At 70.2% G+C, this 24,773-nt stretch carries 18 protein-coding genes and 1 tRNA gene; 11 read left to right on the top strand and 8 right to left on the bottom strand.

What is annotated here, in order from left to right; all coding sequences use genetic code 11:
* Nucleotides 1-21: 21 nt before the first annotated feature.
* A tRNA-Met gene (locus tag QZV84_RS04075) sits at nucleotides 22-95 on the bottom strand.
* A gap of 99 nt (nucleotides 96-194) precedes the next feature.
* Between QZV84_RS04075 and QZV84_RS04080 the strand changes: the two genes are divergently transcribed.
* Entirely contained in the window at nucleotides 195-554 is a 360-nt protein-coding gene (locus tag QZV84_RS04080; protein WP_292825678.1) for a helix-turn-helix transcriptional regulator, read from the top strand.
* Nucleotides 551-1,351 carry a hypothetical protein gene (locus tag QZV84_RS04085; RefSeq protein ID WP_292825681.1) on the top strand — a complete coding sequence of 267 codons (801 nt, stop codon included), beginning with the start codon at nucleotides 551-553 and terminating at the stop codon, nucleotides 1,349-1,351. The genes QZV84_RS04080 and QZV84_RS04085 overlap by 4 nt, the downstream gene beginning before the upstream one ends.
* 88 nt (nucleotides 1,352-1,439) lie before the next feature.
* Here the strand turns inward: QZV84_RS04085 and QZV84_RS04090 are convergent, their stop codons facing one another.
* The gene (locus tag QZV84_RS04090; RefSeq protein ID WP_292825684.1) at nucleotides 1,440-1,919 is read right to left on the bottom strand and encodes a MarR family transcriptional regulator; all 480 of its coding nucleotides are present in this window, start codon (nucleotides 1,917-1,919) and stop codon (nucleotides 1,440-1,442) included.
* A 77-nt stretch (nucleotides 1,920-1,996) separates the two neighbouring features.
* Here QZV84_RS04090 and idi point away from each other — a divergent pair, with 77 nt between their 5' ends.
* The 7 genes from idi to QZV84_RS04125 are packed head-to-tail and all read left to right on the top strand — an operon-like array spanning nucleotide 1,997 to nucleotide 7,647.
* A complete protein-coding gene (gene idi / locus QZV84_RS04095; RefSeq protein WP_292825687.1) occupies nucleotides 1,997-2,551 on the top strand; it encodes an isopentenyl-diphosphate Delta-isomerase in 555 nt (184 codons plus the stop codon).
* Complete coding sequence (locus QZV84_RS04100; protein ID WP_292825689.1) at nucleotides 2,548-3,603, top strand: polyprenyl synthetase family protein; 1,056 nt, start codon at nucleotides 2,548-2,550, stop codon at nucleotides 3,601-3,603. Before idi ends, QZV84_RS04100 begins: the two co-directional genes overlap by 4 nt.
* Nucleotides 3,600-4,484: a squalene/phytoene synthase family protein gene (locus QZV84_RS04105; RefSeq protein WP_292825691.1), complete on the top strand. Its 885-nt coding sequence runs from the start codon at nucleotides 3,600-3,602 to the stop codon at nucleotides 4,482-4,484. Before QZV84_RS04100 ends, QZV84_RS04105 begins: the two co-directional genes overlap by 4 nt.
* Before the next feature lie 32 nt (nucleotides 4,485-4,516).
* Nucleotides 4,517-6,085, top strand: coding sequence for a phytoene desaturase family protein (gene crtI / locus QZV84_RS04110; RefSeq protein WP_292825693.1), 1,569 nt, complete (start codon nucleotides 4,517-4,519; stop codon nucleotides 6,083-6,085).
* Nucleotide 6,086: 1 nt separating this feature from the next.
* Nucleotides 6,087-6,443, top strand: coding sequence for a lycopene cyclase domain-containing protein (locus QZV84_RS04115; RefSeq protein ID WP_292825696.1), 357 nt, complete (start codon nucleotides 6,087-6,089; stop codon nucleotides 6,441-6,443).
* Complete coding sequence (locus QZV84_RS04120; protein WP_292825699.1) at nucleotides 6,440-6,757, top strand: lycopene cyclase domain-containing protein; 318 nt, start codon at nucleotides 6,440-6,442, stop codon at nucleotides 6,755-6,757. Before QZV84_RS04115 ends, QZV84_RS04120 begins: the two co-directional genes overlap by 4 nt.
* Nucleotides 6,754-7,647 (top strand): prenyltransferase, encoded by an 894-nt coding sequence (locus QZV84_RS04125; protein ID WP_292825702.1) that lies wholly within the window; start codon nucleotides 6,754-6,756, stop codon nucleotides 7,645-7,647. Before QZV84_RS04120 ends, QZV84_RS04125 begins: the two co-directional genes overlap by 4 nt.
* A 13-nt stretch (nucleotides 7,648-7,660) precedes the next feature.
* Here the strand turns inward: QZV84_RS04125 and QZV84_RS04130 are convergent, their stop codons facing one another.
* Nucleotides 7,661-10,567 (bottom strand): UPF0182 family protein, encoded by a 2,907-nt coding sequence (locus QZV84_RS04130; RefSeq protein ID WP_292825705.1) that lies wholly within the window; start codon nucleotides 10,565-10,567, stop codon nucleotides 7,661-7,663.
* Between the two features lie 90 nt (nucleotides 10,568-10,657).
* Nucleotides 10,658-11,791, bottom strand: coding sequence for a S16 family serine protease (locus tag QZV84_RS04135; protein ID WP_292825708.1), 1,134 nt, complete (start codon nucleotides 11,789-11,791; stop codon nucleotides 10,658-10,660).
* Nucleotides 11,792-11,917: 126 nt separating this feature from the next.
* On the opposite strand from QZV84_RS04135, the gene QZV84_RS04140 reads away from it, so the two are divergent.
* Nucleotides 11,918-13,339 carry a zinc-dependent metalloprotease gene (locus QZV84_RS04140; RefSeq protein ID WP_292825711.1) on the top strand — a complete coding sequence of 474 codons (1,422 nt, stop codon included), beginning with the start codon at nucleotides 11,918-11,920 and terminating at the stop codon, nucleotides 13,337-13,339.
* Nucleotides 13,340-14,125: 786 nt separating this feature from the next.
* Here QZV84_RS04140 and QZV84_RS04145 read toward each other — a convergent pair.
* Together QZV84_RS04145 and nudC are read right to left on the bottom strand one after the other, a co-directional pair.
* A complete protein-coding gene (locus QZV84_RS04145; protein ID WP_292825714.1) occupies nucleotides 14,126-15,910 on the bottom strand; it encodes an ATP-dependent helicase in 1,785 nt (594 codons plus the stop codon).
* Entirely contained in the window at nucleotides 15,907-16,836 is a 930-nt protein-coding gene (nudC, locus tag QZV84_RS04150) for an NAD(+) diphosphatase (RefSeq protein ID WP_292825717.1), read from the bottom strand. The genes QZV84_RS04145 and nudC overlap by 4 nt, the downstream gene beginning before the upstream one ends.
* Nucleotides 16,837-16,935: 99 nt before the next feature.
* Between nudC and QZV84_RS04155 the strand changes: the two genes are divergently transcribed.
* Nucleotides 16,936-18,225 carry an aminoglycoside phosphotransferase gene (locus tag QZV84_RS04155; protein WP_292825720.1) on the top strand — a complete coding sequence of 430 codons (1,290 nt, stop codon included), beginning with the start codon at nucleotides 16,936-16,938 and terminating at the stop codon, nucleotides 18,223-18,225.
* A gap of 29 nt (nucleotides 18,226-18,254) precedes the next feature.
* On the opposite strand, the gene QZV84_RS04160 is transcribed toward QZV84_RS04155, so the two are convergent.
* Complete coding sequence (locus QZV84_RS04160) at nucleotides 18,255-21,593, bottom strand: ATP-dependent DNA helicase (RefSeq protein ID WP_292825723.1); 3,339 nt, start codon at nucleotides 21,591-21,593, stop codon at nucleotides 18,255-18,257.
* On the bottom strand, nucleotides 21,590-24,718 hold the full coding sequence (locus QZV84_RS04165; RefSeq protein WP_292825726.1) for an ATP-dependent DNA helicase: 3,129 nt from the start codon (nucleotides 24,716-24,718) through the stop codon (nucleotides 21,590-21,592). Before QZV84_RS04165 ends, QZV84_RS04160 begins: the two co-directional genes overlap by 4 nt.
* Between the last annotated feature and the right edge of the window lie 55 nt (nucleotides 24,719-24,773).

The raw sequence follows: 24,773 nt of genomic DNA on the forward strand, positions 1-24,773 counted from the left end.
AGGACGCCTTCTTCATTTTCGTTGCGGGGACAGGATTTGAACCTGCGACCTCTGGGTTATGAGCCCAGCGAGCTACCGAGCTGCTCCACCCCGCGGCACAAGAATTCAGCCTAGCACGGTTTGAACCGGCAGTCATATCGGGTCCGCCGAGAGACCCTCTTGTCTATGGGAAGATATCTGCCTATAGTGTCAGCATGAGACGTCGACCCGGCACGCTGCTTCCCGTCGAGGCGGCGATCCTCGACGCTGCGTTGCGCATGCGGCAGGCCGGTGACGTGCAGTTCCACGGGTTCGGCATCGCCAAGATGATGGTCGATGGCGCAGACGCGGCAACCCTGACCGCGCACGGCACGCTCTACAAAGCACTCGGCAGGCTCGAGACCGCGGGGCTGCTCGAGAGCAACTGGGAGGATGCCGACGAAGCGGTCGTGCAGGGCCGTCCGCGGCGGCGGATGTACACGGTGACGGGAGCGGCGCAGCTGGCGCTCGCCCAGCACCGGCAGGATTCGCGACGCGCTGCCCCGCTCGGGCGCGCCGCGTGGGAGACACCGTGAGCAGGCGCGCGCCGGATCACGACGACGAGCAGGACGTCGCGGCGATCGCCGCGACGCTCGCTCGCGAGTGGGTTCGCGGTTACACCGCCTGGGTGGGCGCGGGGGCGGCCGAGCGCCGCCGCGCAGAGATCGCCTCAGACGTGTGGGAGCAGCGAACCGACGCACGCGAGCGCGGGGCGGCGCCGGCGACGGCGGCGCTCTCGATCGCGGGCAGGGTGGTCGCCGGCATCCCGGCAGACCTCTTGTGGGTACGTACACAACGCCTGGCGATGCGGGGTCGGCCGGCAGACCGAAAGGCACTGACCATGAACACTCTCGGACACCTCGCCGCCCGCTGGTGGTGGGCACTGGGCGCTGCGATCCTGGCGACCCTCGGAATCGTCGCCCTCTTCTCCGGCGATCGCGACCTCCAGCGCGTCCAGGTCTCGATCATCGTGGCTGCGCTCGTGGCCGGCATCGCGCTGCGGCAGTTTCTGCCGCGCACCGCGGCTACCCTGGTCGTCTTCGGGGCAGCCGTCCCCTCCCTGCTGATCTGGGCGCCGTGGGTGATGGTGATCGGCATCGCGACGCTCAGCGGTGCCGCCGTCGAGGCCGTGCGCCTCACGCGCGGCACCGCGAACCGAGTGCTCGCGGGGGTTGGACTCATCGCTCTCGTCGCGGCGTGGCTCTGGGTAGGCGCCAGCGGCGTCACCGGTCCGGGACCCCTGAGCCCATGGGGCCCTATCGTTCTCTCCGGCGGCGGCATCGCTCTGCTGGTCGCCACCGGCGTGCATCGCCGCCCTGTGGCGGCTTCTTGACGCCTGCACAACGCGTCCGATGGACGCGACTCCGCTGTGCGGGGACGCCTCTCGGGATGCCACTCGGCCGGCATCCCGAGAAGGCGCGTCATGCGCTGCCGGGGGGGTCGAGCGTCTCGCTGATCTCTGCCAGAAACCCTGTGATGAGCACGAGCTCGACATCGGTGTAGCGCTCCGCCACGCCGCGCATGAGGCGCAGTCGCTCACCGAAATGACGGAAGAAGGCGCTGCGACTTTCGTCGGTGAGCACCACGATCCGCGCGCGACGATCATGCGGGTGCGGTTGACGCGCGACGTGGCCCGATGCCGACAGCCGATCCAGGAGTTTCGTCGTCGACGCGCTCGAGATGCGCAGATGTTCGGCCAGCTGATGCGGACTGACGATCTCGCCACGACCTTCGCGCATGATCAGCATGCGCAGCGCGGCGAGATCAGTGGCGTTCATATCCATGTCGCCCTTCAAGCCGCCGTGCATGCGATCCATCGCGTCCGTGAACGCGCGGATCGCCTGCAGCACGCCCATGACCACTTGGTCATGGGGCGTTCGTGCCGGCCCAGGCTGCGACATGTGGACACTCCCTCAGTTCTCTTGTATCATCGTCGCAAACATATCGCTAGATAAACTAGCGAATTGGAGGAGTGCCCATGAACAACGCCGACCACGTCGTCCTCCTCGATGACGAGGGCCGGGCGATCGGCACCGCCCCCAAGAGCAGCGTGCACGGCCGGGACACAGCATTGCACCTCGCCTTCTCCTGCCACGTCATGAATGACGACGGCCAGGTGCTGGTCACGCGGCGCGCCCTGAACAAGACGACGTGGCCGGGCGTATGGAGCAACTCGTTCTGCGGGCACCCTCGACCGGCTGAACCCGTCCTGAGCGCGGTGCACCGACGCGCCGAGTACGAACTCGGCATCACGCTCACCGACATCGAGCTCGCGCTCCCCCTCTTCCGCTACCGTGCCGTCGATGCGAGCGGCATCGTCGAGTACGAGGTGTGCCCGGTTTACACCGCGCGCACCTCGGATGAGCCGATCCTCAATCCTCTCGAGGTCACGGAGGCGAAATGGGTCGACCCCGGCGATCTGGGAACGTCCCTGTCGGCGACACCATGGGCGTTCAGCCCCTGGCTGGTGCTTCAGGCCGAGCAGCTGCACCTGTTCGGCTCCGAACCTGTGCTGCAGCGACGAGCGTCATGATCCCGCTCGCCACGCGAGCGGCCATCGACGAATCGATCGAGGGCTCGCTGCGGCGCATACGTGATCGCGCGATCGACCTGGGCAGCGGATTCGAAGCGCTCACGGATGCCGTCGCACGCGCAACGGCCGGTGGCAAGCGCTTGCGGCCCACGCTGGTCGCGGCATCCTTCGCGGCCTTCGGCGGCGACCCGGACGACTGCCCGTCGCTGTACTCGGTCGCGGGCGCGTTCGAGTTGCTGCACACCGCGTTCGTCGTGCACGACGACGTGATCGACCACGACACAGTGCGACGCGGCATTCCGAATATCGGCGGCGAGTTCCGCGTACGCGCTCGCGAGCGGGGAGCGGATGCCGCAGGGGCCGCGGTGCTCGGCGACGCGGCGGCCATTCTCGCGGGCGACCTGCTGTTGCATGAGGCGTCCCGCCTGATCGCGCTGGCCGACGTGTCGCCGCGGATCCGCGCCGGACTTTTCGAACTGCTCGACGACGCGATCTACGTCTCGGCCGCCGGGGAGCTCGCCGACGTCGAGAACGCGGTCATGCCCGAATACGCCGAGGCGGAGGCGATCTTCGACGCCACCTTCAACAAGACCGCCGTCTACTCGTTCAGCGCACCGCTGTGCGCCGGCGCCCTCCTCGCCGGCGCACCGCCCGAAGCGATCGCCGCGCTCGAGACCGAGGGCGGACGACTGGGTCTCGCCTTCCAGCTGGTGGACGACCTGATCGGCGCGTTCGGCTCGGCAGCGCAGGCCGGCCGCGACGAGGGCGGGGATCTCCGCGAAACCAAGAGCACGCCGCTGATCGCCCTGGCTCGGCAGAGCCCCACCTGGTCGCGCGTCAATGACGCTCTCGCCGTCGCGCACACCGGTCCTATCGCTGTTCGCGAGGCCCAGCTGGCCCTCGAGGAGAGCGGAGCCCGTCTGCACCTGCGTACTCTGATCGACGATACGCTCTGGAGTGTGCGAACGGCCGCGGAAGACCCGGCATTGCCGGTGCGGGCGCGTCGGCTGATCTGCGAGCTGGCCGACCGCATCGCGGAGCGCATCCCGTGAGTCATGAGCCGACCGGGCTCCCCCTGTACGACAAGGCAGCCGAGGATGCCGCAGCCGCGGTCATCGCAGCATACTCGACGTCCTTCGGCCTGGCCACACGCCTGCTCGGACCGCGCCCCCGCCGCCACGTGCGCAACATCTACGCGCTGGTGCGCATCGCGGATGAGATCGTCGACGGGCCTGCGGCCGCCGCCGGGTTGGACCCGACCGCCGAGCGCGCCATGCTCGACTCGCTCGAGACCGAAAGCCTCACTGCGATCGAGCAGGGCTTCAGTTCGAACCTCGTCGTACACGCCTTCGCCCGGACGGCGCGGGAATGCGGCATCGGCGATGCGCTGATCGGACCGTTCTTCGCCTCGATGCGCACCGATCTGCTGACCGCGCGCCACGACGCGGCCTCCCACGATGACTACGTCTACGGGTCGGCCGAAGTCGTCGGGCTCATGTGCCTTCAGGTCTTCGTGAACGCCGGGGCCCCGCATCCGACCGCGCCCGAGCCCGGCCTCGTCAACGGCGCACGGCGGCTCGGCGCCGCGTTCCAGGACGTGAACTTCCTGCGCGACCAGCAACACGACGAGGTCGCACTGGGCCGGGACTATCTCGGTCTCGGTTCGGGCGCTTCGAACCGGGTAGAGGTCCTCGACCGGATCGATGCCGACCTGGCGGCCGCGGCCGCGGTGATCCCGCTCCTGCCGGCGGACTGCCGCCGCGCGGTGACCGCCGCGCACGACATGTTCGCCTCGCTGTCGTGGCGGCTGCGGCGCGACGCCGCGCCCGACGAGCGCGTCCGCGTTCCCGACGCAGTGAAGGCCGCGCTGGCCGCCCGCGCATGGCTGGGCTTCGCGCCGCGGCATCGGCATCCAGTACGCGCACGAGCATGATCCGGAGCGACCGAATATCGGAGGAATCACCCATGACCGACGACGACAAGCGCTCAGCCGTCGTGATCGGTGCCGGCATCGCGGGACTCGCGACCGCTGCCCTGCTCGGCGCAGAAGGCTGGAACGTCACCATACTCGAGGCGCGGACGGAGCTCGGGGGGCGGGTCGGCTCCTGGGAGCAGGACGGATTCCGGTTCGACACGGGTCCGAGCTGGTACCTCATGCCCGAGGTCTTCGAGCACTTCTTCCGGTTGCTGGGCACGACTGCCGAGCGCGAGCTGGACCTCGTCCGGCTCGAGCCCGCATACCGCGTCTACAGCGAGCCGAACGCCGAGCGCCCGCTCCCCCCGACCGACGTGCGGTCGGGGCGCGCCGAGGCCACCGTGCTGTTCGAGCAGATCGAGCCGGGCGCCGGTGCGAAGCTCGATGCGTATCTCGACTCGGCATCCGACGCCTACGAGCTCTCGGTGACACGGTTCCTCTATGACACCTACGAGACGACCGCCGGCCTGCGCGATCCTGCCCTGCTGCGACGCGCAGGACAGCTCGCCCCCCTGCTGACCCGGTCGCTCGCCAGCTACGTCGACCGCCGGTTCACCGATCCTCGGCTGCGCCAGATCCTCGGCTACCCCGCCGTGTTCCTCGGCGGTTCGCCGTACGGCGTGCCGAGCCTGTACCACCTGATGAGTCACCTCGATCTGGACGAGGGCGTGCTGTATCCACGCGGGGGCTTCACCGAAGTGATCGCCGCCGTCGAGCGACTCGCGCTCGCAAACGGAGCGCGCGTGCGCACGGGCTGCGAGGTCGCCGAGATCACGACGAGGGATGCCGTGGCCACGGGCGTCCGCCTCACGGACGGACGGCTCATCCCGGCTGACCTGGTGGTCTCGACCGCCGACCTGCACCACACCGAGACCCAGCTGCTTCCTCCGGCCCTGCAGACGTATCCGGAGAAGTGGTGGGCCAAGCGCACGCCCAGCCCGGGCGCCCTGCTGCTGCTGCTGGGGGTCGAGGGCGAGCTGCCGCAGCTCTCTCACCACACCTTGCTGTTCGCGCAGGACTGGCGCTCGAACTTCGAGGACATCTTCCAGGAACCCCGCCGCATCCCCGACCCGGCCTCGCTCTATATCTGCAGGCCGAGCGCGACCGATGCGGGTGTCGCGCCGGCCGGTCACGAGAACCTGTTCGTGCTCGTGCCGATCCCCGCCGACCCCAAGGTCGGGCACGGCGGGGTCGACGGCGACGGAGACGCCGCCGTCGAGGCCGCGGCCGACCGCGTCATCAGGCAGATCTCCGAGTGGTGCGGCATCCCGGACCTGGGCGACCGCATCGTGGTGCGCCGCACGATCGCGCCCGGCGACTTCGCCGATGACCTGCACTCCTGGCGCGGCAACGCGCTCGGGCTCGCACACACCCTCGGCCAGAGTGCGATGTTCCGTCCCCGAAACGCCTCCCGCAAGGTGCGTGGCCTCTCATATGCGGGCGGTTCGGCCCTGCCCGGAATCGGCCTGCCGATGTGCCTGATCTCGGCCGAACTGGTTCTCAAACGCCTGCGCGGCGATCGCACCGCCGGACCACTGCCCGAGCCGGCCAGGGTGTGACATGCCCGGAATCTACCTGCTTGCGATCCTCGCGTCCGCCGGCGGCATCGTCGCGCTCGACGCGCGCTGGCGACTCGCGGCCTGGGCTGCGCCCGGGCGCACCCTCGCGGCGGTGGGGATCGGCACGGCGTTCTTCCTCGTCTGGGATGCGGTCGGCATCGCGACCGGGGTCTTCGTGAAGGGCGACAGCCCGCTCTACCTCGGCATCGATGTGGCCCCTCAGCTGCCGATCGAGGAACCGTTCTTCCTCGCCTTCCTGTGCTACCTCGCGCTCGTCGCATGGGCTGCCGCGCTGCGGGCGCTCCGGGCGCTCCGGGCGCGCGCACTCGCGGACCCGTCGGCGGAGCGCCGCACGTGACCTACGCCCTCATCGTCCTGCCATTCCTGCTGATCACCGTGGTGGTGACGCTCGCGACACTTCGCCGCCCCGCCTTCGCACGGCGGATGGGCGCATCGGGCATCGCCGCGCTCGCGCTGATCGCGCTCACCGCCGTCTTCGACAACGCGATGATCGCCGCAGAGCTGTTCACGTATCCGGCCGAGCACCTGAGCGGCATCCGCATCGGCCTCGCTCCCCTGGAAGACTTCTCGTATCCGCTGTCCGCGGCGTTCCTGGTTCCGGCCGTCTTCACGCTGCTCACGCGGCGAAGCGGCGGGGAGGCGACGCAGTGAGCGACGCGCGCGCGCTGAGACCCGGAGCTGTGCTCACGCAACTATTCGTCGCATCGCGGCCGGTGAGCTGGATCAACACGGCATACCCGTTCGCCGCCGCGTACCTGCTGACGACCCGGCAGATCGACCCGACCCTCCTCATCGGCACGCTGTTCTTCCTGATCCCCTACAACCTCGCGATGTACGGCATCAACGACGTATTCGACTACGAGTCCGACCTGCGCAATCCCCGCAAGGGCGGAACGCACGGGGCCGTTCTGGACCGGCGGATGCATCGCATCACGCTGTGGGCCGCCGCTCTGTCGTGCCTGCCGTTCGTGGTGTATCTGGTGTTCGCAGGTTCGCCGCTGTCCGTGTTCGTGCTGGCGGCGAGCCTGTTCTTCGTCGTCTTCTACAGCGCACCCCCGCTGCGGCTGAAGGAAGTGCCGTTCGCGGATTCGGTGACCTCCAGCATCCATTTCTTCTCGCCCGCGGTGTACGGGCTCGTGCTGGCCGGAGCGGCCTGGACCTGGCAGCTGGGCGCCGTGGTTCTCGCCTTTGCGCTGTGGGGCGTCGCCTCGCACGCGTTCGGCGCCGTGCAGGACGTCGTCGCCGACCGCGAGGCAGACATCTCATCGATCGCGACCGCCCGCGGCGCCCGCTGGACCGTCTGGTTCTCGCTCTGGTGCTACACCGCGTCCGGCGTGGTGATGCTCGCGACAGCATGGCCGGGTCCGCTGGCGGCGTTCGTCCCACTGCTGTACATCGCCACGGTGTGGCCGTTCCGAGCGATCACCGACGCGACTGCCGAGCGAGCGACCGCAGGGTGGAGCCGCTTCCTTTGGATCAACCAGATCGCCGGCTTCATCGTGACACTGCTGCTGATCTGGTACTGGCTGCTGACGGCCTGACCCGCGACGCCGCCTACTGCGCCCCGAGCGCGATGAGCTTCTCAACAGCGGCCGTAAGGCGATCGTCGGCCTCGGCGAACGCCGTGAGGTCGCCTGCCTGCAGCGCCGTCTGGCGGTCGAGCATGGCCTGCTGCGCGTCCTGGAGCGCAGCCTGGTACTCATCCGCCGGCGGCTGCGTCGGCTGCGGGTCCGTCGTCTCACCCGGTGTGGGGGACGGCGTCGGACCGGGCGAGGCGATCACGTCGCCGTCACCGGCATCGGCCCCGGAGTCACCGCCGAACAGCGCGTCGAGCGCCTCATTCAGCGTGTCCTCGAACGCGACCTCGTTGCCGAAGGCAACCAGCACCTTCTGCAGCTGCGGCAACTGGGTTCCACTCGATGCCTGAACGAACACGGGCTGCACGTACAGCAGGCCGCCTCCGACCGGCAGGGTGAGCAGGTTGCCGTTGATGACCTCGGACTGCCCCTGTTTCAGGAGGTTGATCTGCGAGGAGATCAGCGGATCGGAATTGAAGGTGTTCTGCACCTGACCGGGGCCCGGGATGGTCGTATCGGCGTCGACCACCAGCATTCGGAGCTTGCCGTAGTCCGCACCCTTCACTCCGGCTTCATTGCCCGCGTTCGAGTCGACGGCGAGGTAGCCCATCAGAACGTTGCGGGACGCGGTCCCCTCCGAGGCGGGGATGAAACTCGTGAACATCGAGTACGTCGGGGCGTCCTGACCGGGCATCTGCATCGTCAGATAATAGGGCGGCTGCAGGACGGCGTCCTGCTGCGGATCGTTCGGCGTCTGCCAGGCGTTGTCGCGCTGGTAGAACGACAGGGCGTCATCGACGTGATAGACCCCGAGCGCGTACCGCTGCACCTTGAACAGATCGGTCGGGTAGCGCACGTGGCTCATCAGGTCACCCGACATCTCGCTGATCGGCTTGACGGTCGAGGGGTAGACGTTCTGCCACGCCTGCAGCATGGGGTCCTTGTCGTCCCAGGCGTACAGCGTGACCTTGCCGTCGTAGGCGTCGACGGTCGCCTTGACCGAGTTGCGGATGTAGTTGATGTCGTCCAGGGCGAACCGCTGCGCGGTCGTGTTCGAGTCCGAGATCGCCTGCTGCAGGCTCACCGTGGTCGAATAAGGGTAGTTCGAGCTCAGCGTGTATCCGTCGATGATCCAGACGATGCGCCCGTCCACCACACTCGGATACGGGTCACTGTCGAGCGTCAGATAGGGCGCCGCCTTCTGGACTCTCAGGCTCGGGTCGCGGTCGTAGAGGATCTGGGAGTCCTCGTTGACGTTGTCCGAGAACAGGATCTGCTCCGACTGGAACTTCAGGGCGTAGATCAGCCGGTTGAAGACGCTGCCGATGCTGGGCCCGCCGTCTCCGGTGAAGGTCGTCTTGGTTTCGCTCGATCCCTCGTCCGTACCGCGCGGATAGTCCAGCTCGACCGGAGTCGTGCCCTCGGGGGCGCCGACGATCGAGTAGGTCGGCGAGAACTCCCCGAAGTAGACCCGTGGCTCGAAGTCCTCCTGATCGGAAAGGAAGCCTGCCGCCGGAATGCCGCGCTCGAGGAAGACCGGGTCGCCGTCTGTCGTGCGGTCATTGCCTGCTGCGGCGACGACGCCGTAGCCGTGGGTGTACACCAGGGTGGTGTTCTGCCACGACGCAGCGGCACCCAGCTGATCCATGTTGAGCTCGCGCACCGAGACGACGGTGTCCTGAGAAACGCCGTCGATCTCGTAACGGTCGACATCGAGCGGGTCTGCGAACTGGTAATACCCGCGGAACTGCTCGAGCTGCCGCACGGTCGGGCTGATCACCGCGGGGTCCATGATGCGGATCTGCGCCGTGGTTGCGGCGTCCGCGCGAAGGGCGCCGGCTTTGGCATCCGTCGTGGCCTGGAAGTCGCTCTTCTCGAGAGCGTCGATGCCGTAGGCCTGCTGGGTCATGTCGATGCCGCGCTGGTAGAACTCGCCTTCGAGCGCGAACTGGTTCGGCCTCACCTGGAAAGTGTTCACGACCCAGGGATAGCCGATGCCCACGACGATCGCCGACACCACCAGCAGTGCGGTCGCGATCAGCGGGTAGCGCCAGCGGCCGATGACCGCGGTGACGAAGAACAGGATCGCGACGATCGAGGCGACGATCGAGAGGATCGTGAGCCCGGGGATGATCGCATTCACACCGGTGTAGCCCGGACCGGTGATGCGGTCCCCGGGCTCGACGAGAGTCTTGTACCGGTCGAACCAGAGACTCGCTGCCTGCACGAGCAGGTAGAGCCCGGCGATGACGGCCAGCTGAATGCGCGCGGCCTTCGAGATGCGCAGCTCGCGCTGCCCGATCCGGACCGAGCCATAGAGGTAGGCCACGAGCGCGGTGACCAGGAGGCAGACGATCAGCACGGCTGAGATGAAGCCCAGCAGCGCACTGTAGAACGGCATGGCGAACAGGTAGAACCCGGTGTCGAGATGGAACTGCGGGTCGGTCAGCTTGGTGGCGACGCCATTGAACCAGAGCCACGTCGTCTCCCACTGGGCCGAGGCGGCAAAACCGGAGAAGAATCCGAAGAAGATCGGGATTCCCCACATCGCGAGCCGGCGCAGCGGCTCGACGACCTCCTGGTAGCGATCGAGCTGGGAGCTCAAGCGCGCGTAGACGGGGCGCAGGCGGTAGGCGAGCTGGATCGCGAGCCAGACCGGAACGGCCATGGCGATGAAGCCCACGAGGAACATCACCACGCGGGCGATCCACTGCGTCAGCAGAACGGACTCGAAGCCCAGCTGGGCGTACCACAGCCAATCGGCGTAGAGGTTGGCGAAGATGAAGAACGCCACGACGAGCGCGACGATGATCGCAAGCGAGATCGCGATGATCCGTCGGGAACGGGAAGGCGTGGCCGGGGCCGGCGCAGAGGTCGTGGTCACCCTCCAATCCTAGGCGCGCTGTTCTGGGCGAATGCCGTGGGATGAGCGAACTCCCGCCGTGAGTTCCGCTGTGCGCGAAGCGAGCCCGGTTCAGCCGACGCTGCAGGTCGGCAGAGCGTCGATATCGCCGTCTTCGCGCACCGCTTCGAGCACGTCGAGCGAGTCCTCCAGCGTCTTGACCGAGAACACGCGGAGCCCGTCGGGGATGTGCCCGACCACCTCGTCGCAATTGTCCGAGGGGGCGAGGAACCAGTCCGCCCCGGCGTCGACCGCGCCCCACATCTTCTGCCGGATGCCGCCGATCGGGCCTACGACCCCATCGGCGTCGATCGTGCCCGTGCCGGCGACGGTCTCGCCGCCGTTCAGCTGCCCAGCGGTGAGTGTGTCGATGATTCCGAGCGCGAACATCAGGCCAGCGCTCGGTCCGCCGACGTTGTTGAGCTGGATCGTCACGTCGATCGGGAAGTCGAAGTCGTTCGTCAGCGTGATGCCGATCAGCCACAGCGTCTCCCCTTCGACCTCTGCCTCCTTCGGGGTGATCGAGACGGTCTGCTCATGGTCCCCGCGCTGGATCGTGAGCGCGACCGGCGCGCCGTCACCGTCGTTGACGATCTCGCGCAGGGCTCCGGCATCCGTGACCGTCGTGCCGTTCGCCGCGAGGATGACATCGCCTTCCTCGAGCACACCCTCGGATGCCGAACCCTCGGTGAACGCGTAGACGGTGAGCTTCGCATCGACGTCGTAGCCGAGTTCGGTGAGCGCGGCCGCGGTCGCCTCCTTCTGCGAGTCGACCATCATCGCCGCGCTCTCCTCGTTGCGCTTCTCGGTGCTCTGTCCCTCGGGGAAGACCGCGTCGATCGGCAGGACGGCCCTGCTCGGATCGAACCACGCGGTGGCCAGCTCGACCCAGGACGGCGTGCGCTCGCGATTTCCGACGACCTGCACGGTCAGAAGGTCCAGCGCTCCGTCGGTCGGAAAGGTGTCGGCGCCGTCCACCGAGATCAAGGGGACCTGCGCGCCGTCGGCCGCTTCGGCCGTGCCGAGAGTGTTGTAGACCGGGCCTGGACGCTGGATCACGTATGAGGTCGGCAGGAAAGTGATCACCAGCAGCACCGCGAGCGCGATCGCGAGCGCCCAGATTCCGGCCACCATGCCGCGCGACATCCTGCGGCCCGACTGGGGTTGCGCAGGCGTGACGGTGACGTTCTCGTCGAACAGCGCCAAGAGGGACCTTTCTCTGCCTGGTCGTTCGCGACCGGCGTAAGGGGGAAGGGTCCGTGCCGGGAAGTGCGATGATCCGTGCGACTAGCGTAGATGGCGAGGTCATGACCCGGCTGAAAGGCGGCTGAAGTGGCAGAGTCCGACCGCGAGGACGACCAGAGCCCCGAAGAGCAGTTGCAGGCGCTGATCAGGCAGCTGTTCGGCGGCGCCGGCGCGGAGGTCGACCCCGAGCAGCTCGCGCGGCTGTCGGGAATGGGCATCGACCCGGCGATGATGCAGACCGTCATGCAGCACCTTCAGGGCGCGTTCGCCGGCGCGGCCGACAAAGGCATCTCCTGGGACCTGGCCAAGCGTCAGGCCCTGCACATCGCGAACCAGGACGGGCTGGGCGTCACCGACGGCCAGCGCACAGACCTCGACCAGGCGTTCGTGCTCGCGGCGCTCTGGCTGAGCGAGGCGACCATGATCTCGGAGCTGTCCGCCCCGCCGCGCACCCTCACGCGCGGCGGATGGGTGGAAGCGACGCTGCCGGTGTGGCAGGAGCTCGCCGAACCCGTGGCGACCAGCATCGCCGATGCGCTCACCGAGGCGCTCAACGGGCAGGCGCCGGAGGAGATGCAGGGGCTCGTCCAGGGCGCCGGTCGCCTGATACGCATGGTCGGCGGATCGCTGTTCGCCTCCCAGCTCGGACAGGTCGTCGGCAATCTCTCGAAAGAGGTCGTCAGTGGCGGAGACGTCGGCCTCCCGCTGATGCCTGACGGCGACGCGGTGATCCTCCCCCAGAACTTCGCCGACTTCGGCCGCGACCTCGAGATCCCGCACGACCAGCTCGCACTGTACATCGCCACCCGCGAGCTCGCTCACGCGCGGCTGTTCCGTCACGCCAGGTGGTTGCGCCTGCACGTCATCTCGCAAGTCACCGATTTCGCACGCGGCATTCACGTCGACACCGGCGCACTCGAGGAGCTCGCCTCGCGCTTCGACCCCTCCGAACCGGAGGAGCTGCGCCGAGCGATCGAGAGCGGCGTGCTGCTGCCGACACGCTCCGAAGCCCAGACGGCCGCTCTCACGCGCCTGGAGAACCTCCTCGCGACGATCGAGGGCTGGGTGGAGATCGTCACCGAGCGTGCGACCTCGCGTCTGCCGTCCGCAGATCGGATAGCCGAAGCGGTGCGGCGGCGTCGTGCCGTCGGCGGCCCTGCCGAGCAGGCGCTCAGCTCCCTGGTCGGACTCGAGCTCCGCCCCCGCCGCATGCGCGAGGCCGCCGCGATGTGGCGTGCGGTGACGGATGCCGTGGGCGTCGCGGGCCGGGACGCCCTCTGGGACTACCCCGACCTGATGCCGACCGCCGAGGACATCGACGATCCCGCGGTCCTGGTCGCGCGGCTCGAGGCGCGTGCGCGGGGGGAAGAGCCGGCGCCCGACGAGATGGACGACGAGCTCGCACGCCTACTCGCGGGTGAGCATCCGGGTGAGCCGTCCGGGGCCGATGGCGCCTCGTCCGAGCATGGCGACCCGGACGGCCAGGCGGAGGATCCCCGGCCGGCCTGATTCCGGCCCCGACACGAGCCCCGTCGGCTCCTCCCCAGACCGGACGCCGGGCAGGATCGGCATCGAAGCCTGTGGAGAACCACGGAGTGACCCGGTCGCGCGGCACAATCGGGCACATGATCCGACTCGACCCGGCCTTCCCGCCGCTGTGGCGCTCGGCCACGACGCTGCAATTCGGCGCGGATCCGGTCGCTGTGATCGATGACCCTGAGCCGTGGCAGGAGCGGCTGATCCGCGAACTCGAGCGCGGCATCCCGGACGCGGCGCTCGACCCGATCGCGATCGCACTCGGAGCGCCCGAGAACGCCGCCGCGAGCTTCGTCAGCCGTATCGCACCCGCACTCTGTGCGCCGACCGCCCCGGCGTTGCGAGCCGCACTGCAGAGCCCGCACGGGTTCCCCCGCCAGCACGTCGACGCGGTCGCGGATTCGCTCGCGGCGGCGGGAGTCGACGTCACCGAGATCACCTGGTTCGGGGCGCCCGAAGAGCCGGTCGATGTCGCCGCGACGGTTGTGGTGCTCGCCCACCATCTCGTCGAGCCACGGCGGGCCGCCGCTCTGATGGCCGGCGATGTCCCGCACCTGCCGCTGGTGTTCACCGGCTCCGGTGCCGAGATCGGTCCGGTCGTCCTCCCCGGGCGTACGCCGTGTCTCGCGTGCATCGCCGCGCACCGGCGGGACGCCGATCCTGCGTGGCCGCACCTGGCCGCTCAGCTGGTCGGGCGGCCAGCACCGGCGGTGAGCCGGGCGATCATCGCGGAAGCCTCGTTCGTGACGGCGCATCTGATCAGCGAGGGCGAGCGGAACCGCGAACGCCCGCGCTGCCACTCCCTGACGCTCCGCCCGGATTCGCTGCACCGTTCGATGCGTGCGCACCGCCCGCACGCAGAGTGCCGGTGCCGATCTCTCGCAGGAATCGCGACGGCTGCCGCTCGCGCATTCCCCGCGACCACGACAGGGACAGCTCTCGCGCGGCCCGCGTGATGCCGACGTAGGCGAGGCGGCGCTCTTCGTCGACCTGCTCGAAGGTGGTCGCATAACTGATCGGCAGAAGCCCCTCGGCAACGCCGAGCAGATGCACGTGCTCCCACTCCAGACCCTTGGCCGCGTGCAGCGTCGCGAGCGTCACCGTCCGCATCGCGGGCTCGTGCTGCGCCTTCGCCCGGGCCTGCAGCTCATCGGTGAAGCCGCGCAGCGTCGTCCCATCGGGAGACTCCTCGGCCAGACGCAGGATCGCGGCGCGCGCCTCCCAGGCGTCGCGCAGCGACCCGCCCGCCTGCGGGGGCTCGTCGGTCAGTCCGAGCGAGCGCAGCACGTCGCGCACCGCGTCGATGAAGCCGCTGTCCAGAGGTGCGACCGAAGCGCCTCGCAGTGCCATGACGGCCTGACGCACCTCCGGCACGTCAAAGAAGCGCTTGCCGCCGAGCACCGTCGCGGCGATCCCGTGATCGGCCAGCGCGCGGACAAGCTCGGCGGACTGCGAGTGCGCGCGGTAGAGGATCGCGATGCGGCGCGGATCGATCCCCGCGCCGATCCGCGCAGCGACCTGGGCGGCGACTCCGCGCGCCTCGGCGACGTCGTCCTCGTACGCCGTCACCGTCGGCGGCTGCGTCAGCTCGCCCGCACCGTCCACCGAAGGGCGGACCGCGGCGGCGGTCAGTTCGAGGGCGCCCGGTCGTCCGCGCATGAGTTCGTTCGCGACCGCGAGGATCGCGGCATCCGATCGGTGGTTCGTCTCCAGACGCACCACCCGGGCATCCTCGTGGGTACTCGCGAAGTCCAGCAGGAATCGCGCGTCGGCCCCCGCGAACGAATAAATCGTCTGGCTCGCATCGCCGACCACGCAGATGTCGCGCCGGTCGCCGCGCCACAGTTCGAGCAGCCGATGCTGCAGCGGCGACACGTCCTGGAACTCGTCGACGGTGAAGTGCCGATACTGCTCGTGGACGGATGCCGCGACGTGCGGCTCCGCCTCGAGCATGCCGGCGCACGCGAGGAGGACATCTTCGAAATCCAGCTGCCGCCGCTGGTCTTTGAGCTTCTCGTAGGCGCGCTGCAGCTCGGCGACCTGCGTCACCTCGAGCCTGCCGACTCCGTTCGGCCGCACGGCGGCGTACTGATCGATGCTGCGCATTGTCACCTTGCGCCATTCGATCTCGCTCGCCACATCGCGAAGGGTCGCCGTGTCGGGCTCGAGGCCCATGCCGTCGGCGGCGTGGGCGAGCAGGCGCACCTTGTTGTCGACGATTCCGGGGGCGGTGTCGCCTGCGACCGTGGGCCAGAAGTAATTGAGCTGCGCGAGCGCGGCCGCATGAAACGTGCGGGCGGCGACGCCTTCGACGCCGAGCGCCCGCAGACGCCCGCGCATCTCGCCGGCGGCCTTCGCAGTGAAAGTCACCGCCATCACGCGACCGGGCGAGTAGGCACCGGTGTCGACGCCGTGCGCGATCCGGTGGGTGATCACGCGCGTCTTGCCGGTCCCCGCGCCGGCGAGCACGACGAGGGGCCCGCGCAGCGTGGTGACCGCCTCGAGCTGCCTTTCATCCAGGCCCTGAAGCGCGCGATCGCTCATTCCGAGCTCGCGTACCAATCGCTGATCAGACTGTGGGCGATGGAGGCGGGTCCGGGCAACAGCAGATCGCCCTCCCCCGCGAGTGCAGCGCCGATTTCGGCACGCTGGAACCAGCGCACCGCGAGGATCTCCTCGCCGTCTGCCTCGGCAGCCGCATCGTCGGCGGCGGTGGCCAGGAAGCCGAGCATGAGCGAGCGAGGGTAGGGCCACGCCTGCGACCCGCGATACCGCAGGTCGACCACCTCGACGCCGGCCTCTTCGCGCACCTCGCGGGCGACGGTCGCCTCGAGCGATTCACCGGCCTCGACGAACCCGGCAAAGCACGAGAACCGGTTGACCTCCCACATCGCGTTCGAGCCGAGAAGCAGCCGATCGGGATGCCGCGCGCTGGTGATCGCGACGATCACGGCCGGATCGGTGCGCGGAAAGTGCTCACGACCGCACGACGGGCATTGCCGAGACCAGCCCGCGCTGCCCACCTCGGTGCGCGCGCCGCACGCCGGGCAGAACGGCGCCTCGACCAGCCACCTCCCGAGGCTCAGCGCCTCGACGAAGGCTCCGGCATCCACGGCCCCCAGCGAGCCGCCGACAGCGTACAGGACCGCCCAGCCGGCTGGCGCGGCGAACAGCTCGCTTCCGGTACGCGCGAAGACCGCCGCGAGCAGAGCGGCACCGCCCTCATCGCGACCGAGGAAGGCCCACTCGGCGCCGGGCGGCACGGCTGCCGGCGCGATCCAGTGCAGCGCCTCGGGCCCGCCCAGCGGGGCGGCATCGCCGTTCAGCACGAGAACCCGGGTGGCGGCGTCCGCGCGGGCGGCATCGAGCAGACCGGGCGTGGCCCGCTCCTCGGCCGAGCGGTCCATGCCGGACCGGGCCAGCGGGGGCGGCAGGACCCGTTCGGGCTGCGTGCTGTCAGGCGCCGTCATCGAGGACCTCTCTGCTGCTGGTCGACGAGCGGGTGCCGCTGGTCGGCAAGACGGGCGTGGCGCGGAGGCGCAGGGGCGCACCCGACCTACCCTGGGCTCATGGCTCGCTCACCCCTCACTCTAGCCGCGTCGGTGACCTCGGCTCTGCCCCGGGTCGGCGTCGTCGGAGTCGGCGTTCTTACCGAAGGCGCCACCGGGCGCTACGACGCCGCGCTGGCCGAACTCGACGACGGACGACGCGTCGTCGTACGCGCGCCGGCCGATGCGGATGCCGGTACCGAGCTGGCAGCCGAGGCGCGCGCGCTGCGCGCGCTGACTCCCGGAGTGCGCGGCCTGCTGCCGTTCCGCGCCCCGGAGCTGCTCGGCGAGACGGGCCTCGGCGATGCCCGAGCCGTCGTGGTGGACTTCCTCCCCGGCTACCGCGTGGACGCCGCCCATCTGCCCTCGGGGCGCGGTGCCGCAACATCCATCGGCGAGGCTCTGGCCGCGCTGCATGCACTGCCGCTGTCGATCGTGCGCACCGAAGGCCTGCCGGTGCGCACACCACAGCAGGTCCGCGACGACGTGTCGCGACTGGTCGACCGTGTGGAGGCGACGCATTCGGCTCCGGGCGCGCTCCTGGATCGCTGGCGCCGCGCGCTGGAGGCCGACCGGCTGTGGAGCTTCGAATCCGCTGTCGTGCTCGGCGGCGCCGGTGCTGCATCTTTTCTCTTCGACGACGTGGATGCCCTCCCCCGCGTCACCGGCGTGCTCGAGTGGCACGGACTGTCGGTGGGAGACCCGGCGACCGACCTGCAGTGGCTCGCGTCGGCGCCGGCTGCCGCCGACGATGTGTACGCCGCCTACGTCAGCCACAGCGACCGCGCTCCCGACCAGCTCGTGCGCTCCCGCGCACGGCTGCATGCCGAACTCGAGTTCGCGAAGTGGCTCGTGCACGGGCATGAGGCGGGTCGCAGCGACATCGTGGACGATGCCGTCGGGCTGCTCGACTCGCTCGCCGCCAGTGTCCGCGACGACGAGATCGTTCCCGAATCGGCCCTCGGCGTCGACGCCGCGATCGCTCTGCTCGAACGCGTGCCCGATGCCCGGACCACCCCGCTGGACACGTCGATGCACACGGACGCCTACGATCCCGACGAACTCGCGCTCTGGGTCACGGCCGACGACGCGACCGAGGAGGATGCCGCCGCGTCGGCCGATGCGTCGCAGACCACCACGGAATCCCCGCACGACGACGTCGCGACGGCTCCGATCGACATCTCGGCGTGGGCGCACCGCACCGAAGACGCCGCGCAGTCGGTGCGATCCGCCGATGCCGACGACACCGATGCCCAGGCCGCCGCCGAACGGTCGTCGGACGCTGCGCTTCGCCGCTGGCTGTCGGACTAGCCAGGGCGCTGACAGAGGCCGCGGCGCGCTCAGCCCCGCAGCACGAGATCGTCCGCGACGTAGTACAGCGCCACGTCGATCTCTTCGAGCGGCACACCGTGCATCGCGTGATAGGCGCGGCGGTACAGCTGAAGCTGCAGCATCCGCTCCTTCCGCTCGCCCTCGGTGCGCGGCGCGGCGCCCGTCTTCCAGTCGACGATCTCGATGCGGCCGCCGCGATCTTCGCGGCGGAAGACCGCGTCGAGCTTGCAGATGATCACGTGCGGGCGGCCGTCCAGCCCCCCTGAACCCTCTGAAACGGTGAAGTCGATCTCGGTCTCGACCTCGATCGGGCTGAGCTGCCCCCATTCCGAGGCGGCGAAGTTCGCCTGCAGCTTCGCGAGCACCGCGGCGTCCTCGCCCGAGGACGCCGCGGCCGGCCCGTCGTCGTCGAGCTCCCACAGCGCGTCATCGAGGGAGTGCGCGGTGCCGACCTTTCCGGAGCGCTGCTCGACCCAGGCGTGGAACAGGGTGCCCAGCCGCGTCTGCCGGAAGGGCCGCTCGGGCAGCGGCCGTTCGATGCGCGCCACGGTGCCCGCGTAGTCCGAAACGAAATCCTTGTAGCGCGATGCCGCGATCCGGGTCGGAGCGGCGGCGGGGGTGGGCCGGTGGCGCTCCTCACGCTCTGCCAGCAGCAGGGCGGCATCGCGGTCGGGCACGGCCCGAGGATCCGCGAGTGCAGCCTCGACCGTCGCGGCGGCGCGCTGCACGGCCGCGCGCCGCGCGCCGAGCGGGTCGATCGGCCACTGCAGCACGCGCCGTTCGCCGAGGTATGGGTCCTCGCCCGGGTCGTCTTCGGGCAGTTCCACGCCGAGCGCGTCGGCGATCTCGCTGAGGAACACGCTGCGCTCCCGCGGCCGCTTCGTGCCCGACCAGCTCGCTCCGCTCAGCAGCAGGTGATCCCGCGCACGCGTCACTGCCACGTACGCCAACCGCCGGTCCTCATCGAGCTGGCGCGCCCGGTTCGCCGCGATGAAAGCGTCGATCGCCGCCCGGAGATCCTGCTGCGTCGGTGCGGCGTCCCTCTCCCACTGCAGGGCGGGCAGCCAGCGGGAGTCGCCCCGGAACGAGTACGGCAGGATGCCGAAGCCCAGCCAGCCTTTCGTGTCGCGCGGCATGCTGGGCAGCTCGTCCTTCACAAGGCGCACGACGGCGACCGCATCCCACTCCAGCCCCTTGGAGCCGTGGATCGTCAACAGCTGCACGACATCGTCCTCGGGCGGCTCCGTGCGCGGGGCGAACTCGTCGAGCTGCTCCGCGTGGTCGAGCCAGGCGAGCAGACTGGCGATCGAGCCGGACTCGTCGGCGGCGAGGAATGCGTGCAGCTCGTCGACGAACGCACGCAGCTGGGCGGAGGCGATCCGCGCCGGGCCGCGGGACTCGTTCGCAGCGAGCTCGATGTCCAGCCGCAGTTCGAGCTCGATCAGGCGCACGAGGTCGGGGATCGGCATCCCGACCGAGCGCCGAAGGCCGGCGAAGACGGATGCCGCCTCTCGCAGCCGCTCGCGTGCGTCGGGGGTGAGCCCCGTGAGCCAGCCGTGGTCGGGCTTGTGGCGCAGCACGAAGTCGAGCGCGTCGATGAGCGAGCCGTCGTCGTCTCCCGCGCTTCCCCGGATGCGCTCGACGACCTCCGGCGCGAGCGGCTGAAGGGCTGCGTCGTGGCGCGCGAGGCGCCGGGCGAGAGCGGCGAGCTCGCGCAGGTCGGGCAGGCCGATCCTCCACCGCGGTCCAGCGAGCAGCCGGATCAGCGCCGAGCCGGCGCTCGGGTCGCTGATCACCCGCAGAGCGCACACCACATCGACGACCTCGGGCGTGGACAGCAGACCGCCCAGGCCCAGGATTCGGTGCGGGATGCCGCGACGGCCGAGCGCATCGCCGAAGCGGACCATGTGCTTCTTGCTGCGGAACAGGATCGCTCCGGTCGTCGATCTCGACTGCGCCGCGCGCTGCGCCCGCACCCGGCCGAACCAATCCGCGACCCGGTCGGCCTCGGTATCAAGGTCGGCATCGAACGCCAGCTCCACCTCGCCCGACGGCGCCCCGGACCGCGGCTGCAGCTCATGGACAGCGACGGCGGCGGACGCGGCGAGCGGTGCCAGCACGGCGTTGGCCGCGGCGAGCACGCGCGAGCTGTTGCGCCAGCTCGTGGCGAGGGAGAACTGCGCGCACTCGAGGCCGGCAGCGAAAGCGGCGGCGAATCCGCCGAGGTTGCCCGCGCTGGCGCCGCGCCAGCCGTAGATCGCCTGATGCGGATCGCCGACGGCCATCACGGCGGTGCCGGCGAAGAGCGTCGCGAGCAGGTCGGTCTGCACGACGGAGGTGTCCTGATACTCGTCGAGGAGCACGACCCGGAACCGGTCGCGCACCTCGTCGGCGACGAGCCGATGCGTGCGCACCACCTCCAGCGCGCCGGCGACCTGGTCGGAGAAGTCGAGCACGCCGATGCGCTGCTTCTCGGTCGCATAGTCCCGAGCGAGGTCGGCGAGCATGCAGAGCGCGCCGACCTTCTCGGCCGCCTCGGTCACGTCGGCGTAGACGACGGTGCCCTTCCGGGTGGACGGGCGTTCCAGGACGTCGCGGAATCGCGCCGGGAACGCGGCCAACTCGTCGAACGACACGAGGTTGTCGACACCGTCGCGCGCGATCCGCAGAGCTGCATCGACGATGCTGCGGACCGCCTCGCCACGCGTCTCCAGTCGCGGATCGTCCGAGGCGAAAACGACGCGACGCATGAGCAGCCAGGCTGCCGATTCCGACAGGATGGCCGCCTCGGCATCCCGTCCGATCCGCACCGCATGCTCGCGCACGATCTGGTCGGCGAAGCTGTTGTATGTGGCGACCGTGGGTCGATGAAGCAGCGCGTCGTCGGGCGCCTCGGCGGTCGCCCCGACCTCGGCGGCGAGGGCGTCCAGAGCGGCCGACCGTGCGGCCGCGCCCTTCGCGCCGTCGCCGCCTGCCCGTTCGATTTCGCCGAACACGTCCAGACGGCCGGCGGCGTGCAGTGCGGGTAGCGCGCTCAACAGCCCGCGGCGCTCGAACTCGGCCAATCGCTGCAGCCGGCGCTGAATGCGCTCGGCGAGTTCTCCTGCGGCCTTGCGCGTGAAGGTGAGACCGAGCACCTCGTCGCGGCGCACGAGCCGGTTCGCCACGAGCCAGACCACCCGCGCGGCCATCGTCTCGGTCTTTCCGCTGCCGGCGCCCGCGACCACGAGCGCGGGCTCGAGCGCCGCCTCGATGACGGCGGTCTGCTGCGCGGTCGGCGGGAACTGTCCGAGCGCGGCCGCGATCGCCGCCGCCGAGACGGTGCCGGTGAACACGGATGCGGTCACGATGCGCTCACCGCGCCGATCGTGTGGATGCGGCACAGCCCGTATGAATGCTCGTCGCGGCAATGGTCCTCGTACGGCGCCGTGAACGCGGTTCCTCGCATGACCCCGACGGCTGACCGGATGCGCGCGAAGAACAGCTCGCGCCGCTCGTCGTCGAAGGGAGCCTGCCAAGGCGTCGCGTAATCCGCGTGCGCTGCGGTCGGGCGCAGCACCAGCAGCTTCGCGCCGCCGAGGGGCAGTCCGGCCGCCGTCGGGATCGCGCCCGACTCGAACGCGAGCTGGTAGGCGCCCAGCTGAGGGTTGTCGGCCACCTTCGCGTCGGTCTGCGGCTCGCGCTTTCCGGTCTTGAGGTCGACGATCACCACGGTGCCTTCGGGGGTCAGCTCGACCCGGTCGATGTAGCCGGAGAGGATCGCCCCGTGCTCGAACGCCTCGGCATCATCCAGTGGAATCGCGACTTCGAAGTGGGGCTCGGCGCCGATGAGCGTCCCGCCCCCCTCCTCGAACCGCCGCAGGTACAGGTGCAGCCGGCGTACGAGGTCGCGCGCCCGCGTGCGCTCGGCACGCTCGCGCCACTCCGCTTCGAAGCTCAGCTCCCCCCAGCGCGAATCGACCTCGGCCCACAGGCTCGCCTCGTCCGAGCTCGCCGCGTGTTCGAGAGCCGAGTGGATGATCGTGCCCAGGCCGGCGGTGGCACCTCCCGGGTCGCCGCCCAGCTCGCCGATGACCCAGTTGAGCTCGCACTCCTCGAGCGTGTGCAGGCGCGACGGCGACACGCGAACGTCCTCGACCGCGAGATCGCGCAGCGGGCCGGCCGAGGTCGGCGGCTCGACCCCGAACCAGTCGCTCGGGGCGGCCCCCACGACGCCGGCGTCGGCGAGCACCGCGAGCTGCTGCGCCGCCCTCTCGGCGCGACTGCGCTGAGCCGGCTCCGTCAGTGCGCGACGGTGCTGGGCCACAAGACCACGCAGGGACAGCGGATGATCGACGGCATAGCGCTCGGGGTCGGGCAGGAACTCGAAGAACACGCTCGGACCCGTGTCGTCGTCGTCGACCGCCGTCGCCAGCACGAGCCCGGTCGCCCGGGAGAGCGCGCGGGCGAGGAGTCGGAGCTCGTCGTGCATTGCCGCCTTTCGCCGGTCGAGAGTCGAGACCGAGCCCGCATCGACCCGGGTAGCGGCATCCGCCAGTCGCCACGTATCCAGCAGCGAGCCGCGCAGCCGCGTGTTCGGCCAGACGCCGTCCTGCATTCCGGCGATCACGACGGTGTCGAACTCGGCGCCGAGGGCACCGGCGGGCGTGAGGATCCGCACGTACTCTCCGCCCGTGGAAGCATCGAGCCGGTCCTCGGCGACGGCGCTGTCGAGGATGCCGCGCACGAACACCCGGGGGTCGGCATCGAACGAGCGCTCGACGAACCGCTTGGCGGCCTGGAACAGTGCGACGACCGCGTCGAGGTCGCGGTGCGCCTGGTCGGCCAGCGGCCCGTGTCCGCGTGCCAGCTCCGACCACGGCCGTTCGAGTCCGCTGCGGTCCCACGCCGTCCAGAGCAGCTCGTGCGCGGTCGCGCCCCTGCCGAGTTCGTCGCGGAGCACGGCGAGCGTGCGGGCGAGCACCGCTGCGCGCCGTGCCTCATGCGTGTCGATCAGGTCGAACTCCAGTGGCCGGTGCATCGCCGAAAGCAGCAGGTCGCGCCCCGACCGCGCTGGTTCGGCACCCGGTTCCTGAGCCTGCCGAAGGGCGACGTGGCGCAGTTGCGCGCGCAGGCGCCGCAGCTGCACCGGATCCAGGCGGCCGCCGGAGCCCAGCAGCGCTTCGGCGATGTCCTCGAAGGTCCAGTCCTCGCGCGCGGCGAGGTCGATGATCCGCAGCAGATCGCGCACCGGCGCCAGGGTTCCCAGCGGCCTTCCCGGTCCGCTCGAGCGCGTCGGCACCTCGCGCGCGGCGAGCTCCGCCTCCAGCGCGGTCACTTGGCGCGTGTCGTGCGCGATGACCGCGCATTGAGACCAGGCGATTCCGCCGCGGATGTGCCGCTCCCTCAGCAGCCGCGCGATCGCGTCGAACTCCTCGGCCGGCGACCGCAGCAGAAGTGCGCGCACCGAGGGGTCCGGTGCCGCGCCGGCGGCTCCGCCCCGATGCGCGACCACGCCGACCGCCCCGATGCGCTGCGTCACCTGACGGACGAGCTCGTTCTGCCACGCCGTGCCGCGGTGCGCCGCGGAGAGCACTGAGACGCCGCCGAGGCTCGCTGCGAGACGCGCGAAGTTCTCGGGGGTGGCGCCGCGGAAGGCACCGGATCCGACGTCGGGGTCGCCGAAGGCGAGCACCGAGACGCCGCGCTCCCGGCACGCCTCCAGGAGCTCCACACCGCCGACGGTCAGTTCCTGCGCATCGTCGACCAGGATCACGGCGATGCGGTCGGCGATCTCGGTGCCCGGCGGCGCCGTGCGCAGCACGCCGACGGCCTCGCGAACCAGGCCGGCGGCATCCCGATGAGCACCGCGCATGTCGGCGCGGACGTGCTGATACTCGTCGAGGAACGACGCCATCGCCGCCCACACCGGAACCGAGTGGGCGGCGCCGAGCGCCCGCAGGCGGTCTGACTCGATGCCCAGAGTCGCGCACTCCGCCAGGAACGTGCGCACCTCGGTGCGGAATCCCTTGGTCGAGCGCACCGGCGCGCCGAGCCACTCCGGCCAGCGGCGTCGGCCCTCGGCCTCGTCTTCGGCGTCGCCCTCGAGCAGATCCTGGATCAGCTGGTCCTCGTCGCCGCCGGTCAGCAGCTGCGGCGGCTCCCGGCCCGCCGCCACCTCTGTCGCCCGAACGAGCTGGTAGGCGAACGAAGCCACCGACCGCGCCAGGGGACCGGAGGTCGCGCGCCCCACAGCCAGCGCGAGGCGGTCGCGAAGCGCGGTCGCGCTCTGGCGCGAAGGAGTGAGCACGAGCAGCGCATCGGGGTCGACGCCGGCGGCGACAAGCGCCGCGACGCGGGCCACGAGCGCCGTCGTCTTGCCGCTTCCCGGGGCGCCCACCACGACACCGCATGCCGCCGCCGGAAGGTCGATGACAGCGCGCTGCTGCGCGTCCCACGCGGGCGACGCGTCGGATTCGTCGCCGGAGTCCATGGCTTCGACGGTAGCGCGAAGGACCGACAATCCGCGTTCGCCGAGAGCGTGCACC

The sequence above is a fragment of the Microbacterium sp. genome, from assembly GCF_011620715.1.
GTDB lineage: Bacteria > Actinomycetota > Actinomycetes > Actinomycetales > Microbacteriaceae > Microbacterium.